Source organism: Sphingomonas sanxanigenens DSM 19645 = NX02 (genome assembly GCF_000512205.2).
In the GTDB taxonomy this organism is placed as follows: Bacteria; Pseudomonadota; Alphaproteobacteria; order Sphingomonadales; family Sphingomonadaceae; genus Sphingomonas_D; species Sphingomonas_D sanxanigenens.
Window position 1 is genome coordinate 3239688 of record NZ_CP006644.1, and the last position, 13522, is coordinate 3253209.

Here is a 13522-nt window from a genome sequence, read left to right on the forward strand (position 1 = left end):
GATGTGGCCGCTCCCCGCGCCCCGGGTCGAACCGACGATTCACGATCGGCGGGGGATCCGCCATGCGACGGCGCCGGGCACCATCGGCGATGTCAGGCCACGCGCCCGGTCGGCGACAGGGAGATTGCGATGATGACGACCATGACCGTTCCGCTTGCCGGGATCGCCGGAATGATCGGCCGCAAGAGGCGGGCACACGCACGGCCCTCCGCAACGCCGGGCACCGGGGAAGACAGGGTGGCCGCGGTCGCTGGCTACCACCTGTCTCTCACCCCTTCGCGCGCAGGATCGGGCAAGTTTCACTGTAACCTTTGTCACCTTCTCGCGCCGCAATCGCGGGAGAGGGGCTTGCCGGATCAGCCCTGCGGCCGCCGGACAGGCCCTCCCCCGGCCCCTCCCGCACGCGGGAGGGGGACTGGTCAGCAGTCCAGCGTCGTCTCGCGTTCCCAGCTCGTCAGGTGGCGGACATAGTCGTTCCACTCGCCGAACTTGAGCTTGAGGTAGCTGGGCACGAGCGGGCCGAGCGCATTCTTCAGCTCCGAGGCTTCCAGCGCGCGCAGCGCGTCGAGCAGGTTGAGCGGCAACGTCTTTACGCCGGTGATGGTGTGCCCCTCGGTGTACATGTTGATGTCGAGCCGCGGGCCGGGATCGCGCTGCTGCGCGATGCCGTCGAGCCCGGCGGCGAGCACGGTGGCGCCCATCAGATAGGGGTTGGCGGCACCGTCGGCGAGGCGCAGCTCGAAGCGGTCACCCTCGGGCACGCGCACCATGTGGGTGCGGTTGTTGCCCGTCCACGTCACCGATTGCGGCGCCCAGGTCGCACCCGAGGTGGTGCGCGGCGCGTTGATCCGCTTGTAGCTGTTGACGGTGGGGTTGAGGAACGCCGCCAGCGCATCCGCCGCGTGAATGACGCCGCCGATGAAGTTGAGGCCCAGCGGCGACAGCCCGGTCTCGTCGGCCGGATCGACGAAAACATTCTCGCCGTCGCGCCACATCGACACATGCATGTGGCAGCCATTGCCGGTGAGGTTGGCGAACGGCTTGGGCATGAAGGTGGCGCGCAGCCCATGCTTCTCGGCGATCGCCTTGACCATATATTTGAAGAAGGCCTGGCGATCGGCGGTGACGAGAACGTCGTCATAATGCCAGTTCATCTCGAACTGGCCGTTCGCATCCTCATGGTCGTTCTGATAGGGTTGCCAGCCCAAGCTGATCATCGCGTCGCAGATCTCGGTGATCACGTCGTAGCGGCGCATCAGCGCCTGCTGGTCGTAGCACGGCTTGGACTGGGTATCGCCGCGATCGGCGATCGCGCTGCCGTCCGGCGAGACCAGGAAGAATTCGCATTCCACGCCGGTCTTCATCTGCAGGCCCAACGCGGCGGCGCGGGCGACCTGCGCTTTCAGCACGTTGCGCGGCCCCTGCTCCACCGGCTTGCCGCCCATCCACAGGTCGGCGGCGAGCCAGCCCACTTCGGGCTTCCACGGCAGCTGGATCAGCGAGTCCGGATCGGGCCTGGCGAACAGGTCCGGATCGGCTGGTGTCATGTCCAGCCAGGTGGCGAAGCCGGCGAACCCCGCGCCCGCCTTCTGCATGCCGCCGATCGCCTGCGCGGGCACCAGCTTCGCGCGCTGGTTGCCGAACAGGTCGGTAAAAGAAATCAGGAAATATTTGATCCCCAGCTTACGCGCTGCCGCTGCAAGGTCCTGCGCCATCGAATGTCCTCCCGATCAGCGCGCCGGCCCGCGGCGCGCTCCCCAATTACAAGCCCGCCGCTTCAGAATTGACGCTGGCCGGGTATCCAGTCCGTTCCCGCCAGCGGCACCCGCGCCATCGCCGCGGCCTCGATCGTCAGCGCGACGAGATCCTCCGGTTCCAGATTGTGGAGATGGCTCTTGCCGCAGGCGCGCGCGATGGTTTGCGCCTCGAGCGTTAGCACCGACAGATAGTTCGCGAGCCGGCGCCCCGCCGCGACCGGATCGAGCCGCGCGGCGAGTTCCGGATCCTGCGTGGTGATGCCCGCGGGATCGCGGCCATCCTGCCAGTCGTCATAGGCGCCCGCGGTGGTGCCGAGCGCGCGATATTCCTCTTCCAGCGCCGGATCATTGTCCCCCAGCGCGACCAGCGCGGCGGTGCCGATCGCAACCGCGTCCGCCCCCAGCGCCAGCGCCTTGGCGACGTCGGCGCCATTGCGGATGCCGCCCGACACGATCAGTTGCACCTTGCGATGCATCCCCAGATCCTGCAGCGCCTGCACCGCCGGGCGGATCGCCGCCAATGTCGGGATGCCGACATGCTCGATGAACACGTCCTGCGTCGCGGCCGTGCCGCCCTGCATGCCGTCGAGCACGATCACGTCCGCGCCGGACTTCACCGCGAGCGCGATGTCGTAATAGGGCCGCGTCGCGCCGACCTTCACATAGATCGGCTTCTCATGATTGGTAATCTCGCGCAGTTCCTCGATCTTGATCTCGAGGTCGTCGGGCCCGGTCCAGTCCGGGTGGCGGCAGGCGGAGCGCTGGTCGATGCCCTTGGGCAGGCTGCGCATCTGCGCGACGCGGTCCGAGATCTTCTGGCCCAGCAGCATGCCGCCGCCGCCGGGCTTGGCGCCCTGCCCGATCACCACCTCGATCGCATCCGCCTTGCGCAGATCGTCGGGGTTCATGCCGTAGCGCGAGGGCAGATATTGATAGACCAGCGTCTGCGACTGGCCGCGCTCCTCCGGCGTCATGCCGCCGTCGCCGGTGGTGGTCGAGGTGCCCGCCGCCGACGCGCCGCGGCCCAGCGCTTCCTTGGCCTGCGCGGAGAGCGAACCGAAGCTCATGCCCGCGATCGTGATCGGAATCTTGAGATGGATCGGCTTCTTGGCGAAGCGCGTGCCCAGCCACACGTCGGTCGCGCATTTCTCGCGATAGCCTTCGAGCGGATAGCGCGAGATCGAGGCGCCGAGGAACAGCAGGTCGTCGAAATGCGGCAGGCTGCGCTTCGCGCCGGCGCCACGGATATCGTAGATTCCCGTCGCCGCCGCACGTCGGATTTCGGACAATGTATGCGGGTCGAAGGTCGCCGACTGGCGCGGCAGCGTCCGCGGGATGTTGGTCAGATCCATGAAAGGCGATCCTCAGTAAACGGACGCGTTGTCGACGTGGAAATTATAGAGTTGGCGGCCCGAGCCGTAGCGGCGGAACTCGTCGACGGTGACGTCGCCGTCGATGCCGGCGGCGTCGAGCAGCCCGCGCAATTCGGTGCGGTGCTCGTCGCGCATCTCCTTCTCGATGCAGTCGGCCCCCAGGCTCTTCACCGAGCCGCGCACATAGAGGCGCGCCTCGTAGATCGAGTCCCCGAGCGCATCGCCGGCATCGCCGAGCACGACCAGCGCGCCCGACTGCGCCATGAACGCGCTCATCGGCCCGATCGAGCCTTTCACGACGATCGACACGCCCTTCATCGAGATGCCGCAGCGCGCCGAGGCGTTGCCGTCGATCACCAGCAATCCGCCATGCGCGGTGGCGCCGGCCGCCTGGCTGGCGTCGCCGCGGACATGGACCTTTCCCGACATCATGTTCTCGCCGACGCCGACGCCGGCATTGCCGCAGACGAGCACCGTCGCCAGCTTGTTCATGCCTGCGCAGTAATAACCGGCATGGCCATCGATCTCGACGGTGATCGGCGCGTCCAGTCCCACCGCCAGCGCGTGCTGGCCATTGGGGTTGAGCACATGCCAATAGGTCTCGTTGGTGTTCGCCGCGAGCGCGTGCAGGCGCTCATTGAGTTCGGTGCGGCTGGTCTCGGCCAGGTCGACCGTCTGCATCAGTTGCGCTCCCAGGCATAGACGCGGGCGGGTTCGGGCTCGAACACTCTGGCGGTCTCGATGCCGGGCAGGCCGGCGAGCGCGCGATATTCGGAGGCGAAGGCGACATAAGAGTCGGTCTCGGCCATCACCGCGGGCTTGCACGAGATCGGATCGCGCATCACCGCGAAGCCGTTGCTGGTGCCGACGACGAAGGTGAAGAAACCGTCGAGATCCTCCAGCCCGGCCTCCAGCGCCTCGGCGAGCGACGCACCCTCGCGCATCTTCCAGGTGAGGTAGCCGGCGGCCACCTCGCTGTCATTCTCGGTCTCGAAGCTGATGCCTTCGCGGATCAGGGTGCGGCGCAGGCTGGCATGGTTGGAGAGCGAGCCGTTGTGCACCAGGCACTGGTCCGACCCGGTCGAGAAGGGATGCGCGCCCGCAGTGGTCACCGCCGACTCCGTCGCCATGCGGGTGTGGCCGATGCCGTGGCTGCCGTGCATCCCGGCGAGCCCGAAACGGCTGGCGACCTGCGCGGGCAGGCCGACTTCCTTGTAGAGTTCGATGCGACGCCCGGCGCCGGTCACCGCGATCCCGTCGTGCCCGGCCTGCAGCCAGGCGCGCGCCTCGGCCTCCTGCTCGGCCGGCAAGGTCAGCACGCTGTGCGTGTCGTGACGGGCAACCGAAACCGAAACGCCGAGCGCATCGCCCAGCGCCCTGGCGATCGCCTCGCCATCGCCGCCGCGCAGCGTGAGCTTCGCCTGCCCTTCCGGCGCGTCACGATAGATCGCGAAGCCGGCGCTGTCCGGACCACGGTCCGTCATCACGTCCAGCATGCCGGCAAGGAGCCCGCCAAGCTGCGGCTCCATCGCCTTGTCCTTCAAGAAAAGCCCAACAATGCCGCACATCGGCCCGGTTACCTCCCGTTCGTCCTGCCGCCGAAATAAGCGGAGGCCCGCTGGCTGTCAATCAACAGGAATTTTATTTTCTTATGAGGAAATTCGCTCGACCCGGATTCGATATGGCGTTATTTTCCTGTCAGTCACATCCGTTTCCTGTAGGAATAAGCGTGCCGGTGCGCATGGCAAGCGAAACCGGCCAGTCGGATGGCGAGGAAGACCGGCTAGGGAGCAGTACGAGAAATGACGCAAAGAGTGGCAATCATCGGCGCGGGGCCGAGCGGGCTGGCACAGCTTCGTGCCTTCCAGAGCGCCAGGGCCAAAGGCGCCGCGGTGCCTGAGCTGGTCTGCTTCGAGCGCCAGTCCGAATGGGGCGGCCAATGGAACTATACATGGCGCACCGGCCTCGACGAGTTCGGAGAGCCCGTGCACAGCAGCATGTACCGCTACCTCTGGTCCAACGGCCCGAAGGAAGCGCTGGAATTCGCCGACTATTCGTTCGAAGAACATTTCGGCCGGCCGATCCCCTCCTATCCGCCGCGTGCCGTGCTACACGACTATATCATGGGCCGCGTCGCCAGGAGCGACGTGCGCCAGCACATCCGTTTCAACACCCCTGTGCGCTGGGTGGAAAAGCGCGAGGACGGCCGCTTCGACGTGCGCTCGCACAATCTGAAGACCGATGAGCAGGTCGACGAGATATTCGACTATGTCGTTGTCGCCAGCGGCCATTTCTCGACGCCGAACGTGCCCGAGTTCGAGGGTGTCGCCGAGTTCACCGGCCGGGTGATGCACGCGCACGACTTCCGCTCGGCGGACGAGTTCGCCGGCAAGCATGTGCTGATGGTGGGCGGTTCCTATTCCGCCGAGGATATCGGCACGCAATGCTTCAAATATGGCGCCGCCTCGGTCACCTTCAGCTATCGCTCGCGCCCGCTCGGCTATGGCTGGCCCGAAGGCTTCGAGGAAAGGCCGCTGCTGGTCCGCCTCGTCGGCAACACCGCCTATTTCGTCGACGGCACCTCCAGGCAGATCGACGCGGTGGTGCTGTGCACCGGCTATCAGCACAGCTTCCCGTTCCTGCCCGATTCGCTGCGGCTGAAGACCAACAACCGGCTCTGGCCGCTCAATCTCTACAAGGGCGTGTTCTGGATCGAGGATCCCCGGCTGATCTACCTCGGCATGCAGGACCAGTACTACACCTTCAACATGTTCGACGCGCAGGCCTGGTATGCGCGCGACTATATCCTCGGCCGCATCGCGCTGCCGTCGGTCGAGGAACAGACCGCCGAGACGCTCGACTGGCGCGCGCGCGAAGAGAAGCTGGAAAATCCCTATCAGGAGATCGACTTCCAGACCGACTATGTCCGCGACCTGATCGGCCCGACCGACTATCCCGAATTCGACCTCGATGCCGTCGCCGACCTCTTCAAGGAATGGAAGCACGACAAGGTCGATTCGATCCTCGGCTATCGCGACAAGAGCTATCGTTCGGTGCTGACCGGCAACATGGCGCCCGTGCACCACACGCCGTGGATGCAGGCGATGGACGATTCGCTCGAAGCCTTCCTCGCGGTCGACCAGGCGGCGTGACGGGCACGGTGATGGCGGCAGACGCGGTGGTGGAACGGCTCGTCGTCAGCGGCGGGGATGGCGGCGTGCCGTTGATCCTCGGCGCTGGAGACAGTGTGCGGATCGTCGATCCCGAAGGGTTGCAGCCGGGCCTGCTGCAGGTGAAGGCCGCGGGCCCCATCGCCGAGGCGCTGCCCGCGCTCGCCGATCGGGCCGTGCCGCTTGCCGCCCTGCCCGCGGCGCTGGCCGAACGCGCCGCCGGAATCGATGGCGAGGCGGCCACGATCGGGCTGTTCGGCGCCGGCGCGCCGCCCGGCAGTGCGATCGCCTTCACCGTCGAGGCGCCCCTCGCCTGCCTCGTCGCGGCGCCCGGCGCACCGATGGCGCCCGACGAACAGAACCCGCCGACCGACCTGCAATTGTTCGTCACCCGCGCGCCGCGCGCGACGGTGGCCGCACCGCCGCCGCTCGCCGAACCCAAGCTCGACCTGCGCATCGATGCGGCGACGGCACGCTCCTATGTCGTCAAGGCGGGCGACTACATCCAGATCATCGACGTCGAGGGCAAGCAATGCTCCGACTTCCTCGCCTTCGACGCGGCCGCGCTCGAACAGGGCAAGGAATATGGGCTCGATCCCACCGTCACCCGCACCCTGATGGGCAATGCTTTCGCCAAGCCCGGCCTGCATTCGCGCTATTTCGACGCGACAATGCGCCCGCTGGTGGAGATCGTGCGCGATACCGTGGGTCGGCACGACACCTTCCTGCTCGCCTGCAGCGCGAAATATTACGAGGATCTCGGCTATCCCGGTCACGCCAACTGCACGGAGAATTTCAACCGCGCGCTCGAGCCGTACGGCGTCGAAGCCCGCAAGGGCTGGCCGGCGATCAACTTCTTCTACAACACCGTCGTCGGCCATGACGAGCAGATCGGCTTCGACGAGCCCTGGTCGCGCCCCGGCGACTATGTGCTGCTGCGCGCGCTGACCGATCTCGTCTGCGCCTCATCCTCCTGCGCCGACGATGTCGATGCCGCCAATGGCTGGAACCCCACCGACATCCATGTGCGCGTCTATGACGGCGCCGCCGCCATCACACCAGGAATCACCCATCGCATGACTCCAGACGCTCCGCCGCGCCTGACGCGGGAGACCAGCTTTCATTCCCGCACCGCGGCGCTGACGCGCAACTTCGTCGAATATCGCGGCTTCTGGCTGCCCACCTGCTTCACCGGCGAGGGCGCAGTCGCCGAATATTGGGCGTGCCGCGAGCGCGCGGTGGTGATGGACCTGTCCGCGCTGCGCAAGTTCGAGGTCATCGGTCCCGATGCCGAGGCGCTGATGCAACTGGCGGTAACGCGCGACGTGACCAAGCTCGCCGTCGGCCAGATCGTCTACACCGCGATGTGCTACGAGACCGGCGGGATGATCGACGACGGCACCGTCTTCCGGATGGGGCCGCACGCATTCCGCTGGGTGTGCGGAGACGATTATTGCGGCGTCTGGCTGCGCGAACTCGCTGCCCGCCATGGCCTCCACGTCTTCGTGAAGTCCTCGACCGACCAGCTTCACAATGTCGCGCTGCAGGGGCCGCTCGCGCGCGAGATCCTGGCGCCGCTGGTGACGACGCCGCGCCATCTGGCGACGGTCGACGAACTGAAATGGTTCCGCTTCACCACCGGCCGTATCGCCGATGTGCCGGTGATGGTGTCGCGCACCGGCTATACCGGCGAACTGGGCTATGAGATCTGGTGCCATCCGAGCCAGGCCGGCGCGGTGTGGGATGCGCTGTTCGCGGCAGGCGGCCCCAAAGGCATGCTGCCGTTCGGGCTCGACGCGCTCGACATGGTGCGGATCGAAGCCGGGCTGGTGTTCGTCGGCTATGAATTCTGCGACCAGACCGATCCGTTCGAGGCCGGCATCGGCTTCGCGGTGCCCAAGGCCAAGGAGGCGCCCTATGTCGGTGCCGAGGCATTGCGCCGCCGCCGCGAGGCGCCGCAGCGCACGCTCGTCGGGCTCGATGTCGCCGGCGCGGAGCCGGTCGGTCATGGCGATCCGGTTTTTTCGGGCCGGATGCAGGTCGGGGTGGTGACGAGCGCGACGCGATCGCCCATCCTCGGCAAGACGATCGCGCTGGCGCGCGTGGACACCAGCATGTCCCCGCTCGGCACCGCGCTCGAGATCGGCAAGCTGGACGGCCACCAGAAGCGCATCGGCGCCACGGTCGTCCGCTTCCCGCATTACGACCCTGACAAGACGCGCGTGCGGGCCTGATCGCCGACACGCGCCACCGGGTCGAAGGAGAGGATGTCGCAACGACAAGAATCGGGGGTGCGACACATGACGAGCGGGTTGAGTGGAGTTGCTTTTGAGCGCGGCCGCCGGATGGGGCTGGCGGCAGCCATTGGTTCGATCGCGCTGCTGCCGGGTACGGCGATGGCGCAGGCGCCTGAGCCGGTGCTGAGCGGCGGCGATACCGCCTTCGTCGCGGCCTGTTCGCTGTTCGTGATGCTGATGATGCTGCCCGGCCTCGCATTGTTCTACGCGGGCATGGGCCGCGCCAAGAATGTGCTGTCGATCCTGACGCAGGTCTTCGCCAGCGCTGCGCTGATCTGCGTGCTTTGGACGATGGTGGGCTATTCGCTCGCCTTCGCCGAAAACCCTGTCTACGGCTCGGTGATCGGCGGGCTCGGCAAGGCGTTCCTCAACGGCGTGACGCAGGACAGCCTCGTCGGCACCCTGCCCGAATATCTCTATTTCCTGTTCATGATGCTGTTCGCGGCAATCACCCCGCCGATCATCGTCGGCGCCTTCGCGGAGCGCATCCGCTTCTCGGCGGTGATGATCTTCATGACGGTGTGGTTCCTGGTCAACTATGTGCCGATGGCGCATATGGCGTGGGGCGGCGGCTGGGTGTTCGACATCGGCGCGCAGGATTTCGCCGGCGGCAACGTCGTCCACCTCAACGCCGGCATCGCCGCGCTCGTCGCCGCCTATATGGTCGGCCCGCGCCACGGCCTCGGCACGCCGGCAATGGCGCCGCACAACATGACGATGACCTTCACCGGCGGATCGATGCTGTGGGTGGGCTGGCTCGCCTTCTGCGGCGGCTGCGCGCTCGTCGCCAACGGCTTCGCGATGCTGATCATGGTCAACACCCTGCTCGGCGGCGCCGCGGGCGCGCTGTCATGGATGCTCACCGAATGGGTGCATCGCCGCCGCCCGAGCACGCTCGGCGTGGTCTCCGGCGCGATCGCCGGGCTGGTCGCGATCACCCCGGCCTGCGGCTTCGTCAGCCCGATGGGCGCGATCGGGATCGGCCTGCTGGTGTCGCCGGTCTGCGTGTGGGCGGTCGAAAGCCTCAAGCATCGCTTCGGCTATGACGATTCGTTCGACGTGTTCGGCGTCCACGGCGTCGGCGCGTTCGTCGGCGGGCTGCTGACGACGGTGTTCGCAACGCCCGCGCTCGGCGGCGTCGGCTATCTTCAGGATCGCAGTTTCGTCGAGCAGATGGGCGTGCAGATCGGCATCATGGCGTTCAGCATCGCCGTCTCCGCTGCCACCACCTACATCGCCCTCAAGATCGCCGACATGATCGTTGGGCTGAGGGTGAGCGAGGACGAGGAACAGATGGGCCTCGACGTCGCCGCGCATGGCGAGACGGGGTATCGGATGAGCTGAGCCATTCTGAGCCCCTCCCCTTCAGGGAGGGGAAGGGGGTGGGGAGCGACGACGGGGGCTCAATGCCCCCGTTGACGCTGTTTTCCGGCGTTGCCGGAAGCGCGCTGCGCTCGCCTCCACCCCAACCCGACATCGGGTGGGACTGCCCCCGGCAGTCCAAGTCCAGTCCGGGGGACTGGACGACCCGATGCCCTGAAGAGGAGGGGCTTGAACAGCTCAACCCGCCCCGCGCGGATAGATGATGATCGACAGATACCGCATCGGATGCGTGATCAATTCCTCCGGGCCATGCTGCGCGCCGGAATCGAACATCAGCGTATCGCCCGGGCGCAGATGATAGGTCTCGCCGCCATGGCGATAGCTGAGTTCGCCCTCCAGCATGTAGATCAGCTCGGTGCCCTGGTGCGCGAAGCTGGTGTGGGGCTGGGCGCCTTCGTGCAAGGTGATCAGATAGGGCTCGACGATCACCTCGCCGCGCAGCAGATGGCCGAGCAGCTGGTAATTATGGCCTGACTTGGTGCCGCGCCGCTCGATGCTGACGCCCTGCCCTGCCGGCACATAGGAGCAATCCTGCCGCTCCTCGACCGAGGTAAACAGACTGGAGATCGGGACTGACAGCGCCCGCGCGATCGACTGGATCGTCGTCAGCGAGGCCGAGATGCCGCCATTCTCGATCTTGGACATCATGCCGAGCGAGATGCCCGCCGCATTGGCCAGATCGGACACCGACAGATCCTGCTTGCGCCGCATCAGGCGGATCTGCGCGCCCAATTCCTTTTCCAACTGGCGTTGATCGACCGACGGCGCGTTCGAGCCGGTCTTGTATTCCTCCGCCTCCGACGGCTCCTCGGCTTTTGCCCGCAAAGATCTCGCCAAATCGACTGCTCCTCGTTTCCATCCTGCTTCTGTTGATCCGGGCTGGTAGAGTCTGTGCTCCCCTCGGCCCGAAACGCTTCCCTATATCATCGCTGCGCCGTGGCCGTCGAAAGTCTTTATGTTGCTTGGCGCGCGGCGCACCTGTTGCGGGGCCATGCCGAACTGCGTCTTGAACGCGCGCGAGAAATGGCTGCTGCTGGCAAAACCGCAGATCGCGCCGACCTCCGTCACCGACAGCGCGGTCGCGCGCAGCAGTTGCTGCGCGCGTTCGAGGCGGATGCGGCGATAGACCTCCTGCACGGTCGCGCCCAATGTCTGGACGAACAGCCGCTCGAGATGGCGCAGCGAAACCCCGGCGACCCCGGCCAGCACCTCGCGACCGACGGGCTCCTCTAGCGCCGCCTCCATCGTCGCCAGCGCGCGCAGCACGCGCGCATCCTTGACGCCGAAGCGGTCGGCGAGGCTCGATCGCTGCGGCCGTTCTGGCCCGCGCGTCTCGGTGCGGATGAACCATTCACCCACCCGCATCGCCAGCGCCGCGCCATGGTCGCGCTCGATGAGGTCGAGCGCGAGGTCGAGCCCGGCGGTGCCGCCCGCGCAGGTCATCCGCTTGCGATCGACGACATAGAGGCCGGTATCGAGCGCGACGTCGGGAAAGGCATCGCGAAACGCGGCGGCATGCTCCCAGTGGATCGTCGCGCGATAGCCGTCGAGCAGCCCGGCCCGCGCCAGCAGATAGGGGCCGCCCGATACCCCCGCGATCGCAACGCCGCGCGACGCGAGCCGGCGCAGCCAGCCGAAGGTCGCCGCGTCGCGGAACAGGCTGGGATCGCCGCCCGCGAACACCAGCAGCATGTCGCACGCGGTCGCCGCCCCCACCTTCGCATCGGCGACCACCATCGCGCCGTTGGAGGCGGAGACCGGCCGTCCGTCGACCGAGATGTGCGCCCAGCGATAGAGGTCGGCGCGCGCGAGTTCGTTGGCAGCGCGGAAGGGCTCGATCACGGAGGCGTAGGAGAGCAGCGCGAACCCGTCGACCAGCAGCAGCCCGAGCATCCTCGGGGCGGGATCGGCAGCCGTCTTGTCGCTTGCGGTCATGTATTCGTCCTGTAGGGACAAGCAGCCCACTTCGGAAGCCGCTAATTTTCCTTCAGGGCAAATAATTTTCCTAGGTTCAAGAAGCCGCCATGCGTTACTCCGTCTTCAGTCTGCTGGCAAATGCCCTTGGCGGGCATCGCGGTTGGCGCCCGACCTGGCGCGACGCGGCGCCGCGCGACGGCTATGACATCGTCATCGTCGGCGGCGGCGGCCATGGCCTCGCGACCGCGCATTATCTCGCCAAGGTTCATGGCATCACCCGCGTTGCGGTGGTCGAGAAGGGCTGGATCGGCGGCGGCAATGCCGGGCGCAACACCACCATCATCCGTTCCAACTATCTGCTGCCCGGCAACGAGCCCTTCTACGAATGGTCGATGAAGCTGTGGGAAGGGCTGGAACAGGATCTGAACTATAACGCGATGGTCAGCCAGCGCGGCGTGCTCAACCTCTATCATTCGGATGCGCAGCGCGATGCCTATGCGCGGCGCGGCAATTCGATGCGGCTGCACGGGGCCGATTCCGAGCTGCTCGATCGCGATGCGGTGCGACGGATGGCGCCCTTCCTCGATTTCGACCAGGGCCGCTTCCCGATCATGGGCGGGCTGCTGCAGCGCCGCGGCGGCACCGCCCGGCACGACGCGGTCAACTGGGGCTATGCGCGCAGCGCCTCCGATCGCGGCGTCGACATCATCCAGAACTGCGCGGTCACCGGCTTCCTGCGCGATGCGTCAGGCGCGGTGACGGGCGTGGAAACCACGCGCGGCAGCATCCGCGCCGGCAAGGTCGGCATGGCGGTGGCGGGGCACAGCTCGACGGTTGCGGCGATGGCGGGGCTGCAGCTTCCGCTCGAAAGCCATGTGCTGCAGGCGTTCGTGTCCGAAGGGCTCAAGCCCGTCATCCCCGGCGTCATCACCTTCGGCGCCGGCCATTTCTACATCAGCCAGTCCGACAAGGGCGGGCTCGTGTTCGGCGGCGATATCGACGGCTACAACAGCTACGCCCAGCGCGGAAACCTGCCGGTGATTGAGGACGTCTGCGAAGGCGGCATGGCGGTGATGCCGATGATCGGCCGTGCCCGCCTGCTGAGAAGCTGGGGCGGCATCATGGACATGTCGATGGACGGATCGCCGATCATCGACAGCACCCCCGTCGCTGGCCTCTATCTCAACGCCGGCTGGTGCTATGGCGGCTTCAAGGCGACGCCCGCCTCCGGCTGGTGCTTCGCGCACCTGCTGGCCACCGATACGCCGCACGAGACCGCCACCGCCTACCGGTACGACCGGTTCCGGACCGGTCACATGATCGACGAAAAGGGCCAGGGCGCCCAACCCAATCTTCACTGAGGCGACGGCAGATGCGGATCCCCTGCCCCTATTGCGGCGAGCGTGACTCGATCGAGTTCGTCTATCGCGGCGACGCTGCCCCCAGCCGGCCCGCCGGTGAGGACGGCTTCTACGACTATGTCTACACCCGCCGGAACCCGGCCGGGCAGATGCGCGAACTCTGGTATCACGCGCAGGGCTGCCGCACCTGGATCGAGGTGGAGCGCGACACCCGCACCCATGCGATCGCCGGCAGCCGCTTCGCCGCCGGGCGCGGCGCATGAC

General features: G+C 66.8%; 11 protein-coding genes. 5 read left to right on the forward strand and 6 right to left on the reverse strand.

Features of this window, described 5'->3' with window-relative positions; translation table 11 throughout:
• Nucleotides 1–419 precede the first annotated feature (419 nt).
• The 4 genes from glnT to NX02_RS14915 form a co-directional block, all read right to left on the reverse strand.
• Nucleotides 420–1715 (reverse strand): type III glutamate--ammonia ligase, encoded by a 1296-nt coding sequence (gene glnT / locus NX02_RS14900; RefSeq protein WP_025293000.1) that lies wholly within the window; start codon nucleotides 1713–1715, stop codon nucleotides 420–422.
• Nucleotides 1716–1777: 62 nt separating this feature from the next.
• Complete coding sequence (locus NX02_RS14905) at nucleotides 1778–3109, reverse strand: FMN-binding glutamate synthase family protein (RefSeq protein ID WP_025293001.1); 1332 nt, start codon at nucleotides 3107–3109, stop codon at nucleotides 1778–1780.
• 12 nt (nucleotides 3110–3121) lie between these two features.
• Entirely contained in the window at nucleotides 3122–3811 is a 690-nt protein-coding gene (locus NX02_RS14910) for a GltB/FmdC/FwdC-like GXGXG domain-containing protein (RefSeq protein WP_025293002.1), read from the reverse strand.
• A complete protein-coding gene (locus NX02_RS14915; protein ID WP_245648599.1) occupies nucleotides 3811–4659 on the reverse strand; it encodes a class II glutamine amidotransferase in 849 nt (282 codons plus the stop codon). The genes NX02_RS14910 and NX02_RS14915 overlap by 1 nt, the downstream gene beginning before the upstream one ends.
• 285 nt (nucleotides 4660–4944) lie before the next feature.
• Between NX02_RS14915 and NX02_RS14920 the strand changes: the two genes are divergently transcribed.
• The 3 genes from NX02_RS14920 to NX02_RS14930 all read left to right on the forward strand — a co-directional run bounded on the left by NX02_RS14920 (nucleotide 4945) and on the right by NX02_RS14930 (nucleotide 9941).
• Nucleotides 4945–6282, forward strand: coding sequence for an NAD(P)-binding domain-containing protein (locus NX02_RS14920; protein WP_245648600.1), 1338 nt, complete (start codon nucleotides 4945–4947; stop codon nucleotides 6280–6282).
• Nucleotides 6279–8534, forward strand: coding sequence for a trimethylamine N-oxide demethylase (locus NX02_RS14925; protein WP_245648601.1), 2256 nt, complete (start codon nucleotides 6279–6281; stop codon nucleotides 8532–8534). Before NX02_RS14920 ends, NX02_RS14925 begins: the two co-directional genes overlap by 4 nt.
• 66 nt (nucleotides 8535–8600) lie before the next feature.
• Nucleotides 8601–9941 carry an ammonium transporter gene (locus NX02_RS14930; protein WP_047099797.1) on the forward strand — a complete coding sequence of 447 codons (1341 nt, stop codon included), beginning with the start codon at nucleotides 8601–8603 and terminating at the stop codon, nucleotides 9939–9941.
• A 216-nt stretch (nucleotides 9942–10157) separates the two neighbouring features.
• On the opposite strand, the gene NX02_RS14935 is transcribed toward NX02_RS14930, so the two are convergent.
• Complete coding sequence (locus NX02_RS14935) at nucleotides 10158–10817, reverse strand: helix-turn-helix domain-containing protein (protein WP_039996609.1); 660 nt, start codon at nucleotides 10815–10817, stop codon at nucleotides 10158–10160.
• Nucleotides 10818–10898: 81 nt separating this feature from the next.
• Complete coding sequence (locus NX02_RS14940; RefSeq protein WP_025293007.1) at nucleotides 10899–11915, reverse strand: GlxA family transcriptional regulator; 1017 nt, start codon at nucleotides 11913–11915, stop codon at nucleotides 10899–10901.
• Nucleotides 11916–12004: 89 nt separating this feature from the next.
• On the opposite strand from NX02_RS14940, the gene NX02_RS14945 reads away from it, so the two are divergent.
• Together NX02_RS14945 and NX02_RS14950 are read left to right on the forward strand one after the other, a co-directional pair.
• Nucleotides 12005–13258 (forward strand): sarcosine oxidase subunit beta family protein, encoded by a 1254-nt coding sequence (locus NX02_RS14945; RefSeq protein ID WP_025293008.1) that lies wholly within the window; start codon nucleotides 12005–12007, stop codon nucleotides 13256–13258.
• An 11-nt stretch (nucleotides 13259–13269) separates the two neighbouring features.
• A complete protein-coding gene (locus tag NX02_RS14950) occupies nucleotides 13270–13521 on the forward strand; it encodes a sarcosine oxidase subunit delta (protein WP_025293009.1) in 252 nt (83 codons plus the stop codon).
• Nucleotide 13522 lies beyond the last annotated feature (1 nt).

What these genes read in the sequence shown, in the direction of transcription:
- glnT (WP_025293000.1), bottom strand. Translation starts at nt 1,715, where the DNA reads ATGGCGCAGGACCTTGCAGCGGCAGCGCGTAAGCTGGGGATCAAATAT.
- NX02_RS14905 (WP_025293001.1), bottom strand. Translation starts at nt 3,109, where the DNA reads ATGGATCTGACCAACATCCCGCGGACGCTGCCGCGCCAGTCGGCGACC.
- NX02_RS14910 (WP_025293002.1), bottom strand. Translation starts at nt 3,811, where the DNA reads ATGCAGACGGTCGACCTGGCCGAGACCAGCCGCACCGAACTCAATGAG.
- NX02_RS14915 (WP_245648599.1), bottom strand. Translation starts at nt 4,659, where the DNA reads ATGGAGCCGCAGCTTGGCGGGCTCCTTGCCGGCATGCTGGACGTGATG.
- NX02_RS14930 (WP_047099797.1), top strand. Translation starts at nt 8,601, where the DNA reads ATGACGAGCGGGTTGAGTGGAGTTGCTTTTGAGCGCGGCCGCCGGATG.
- NX02_RS14940 (WP_025293007.1), bottom strand. Translation starts at nt 11,915, where the DNA reads ATGACCGCAAGCGACAAGACGGCTGCCGATCCCGCCCCGAGGATGCTC.
- NX02_RS14945 (WP_025293008.1), top strand. Translation starts at nt 12,005, where the DNA reads ATGCGTTACTCCGTCTTCAGTCTGCTGGCAAATGCCCTTGGCGGGCAT.
- NX02_RS14950 (WP_025293009.1), top strand. Translation starts at nt 13,270, where the DNA reads ATGCGGATCCCCTGCCCCTATTGCGGCGAGCGTGACTCGATCGAGTTC.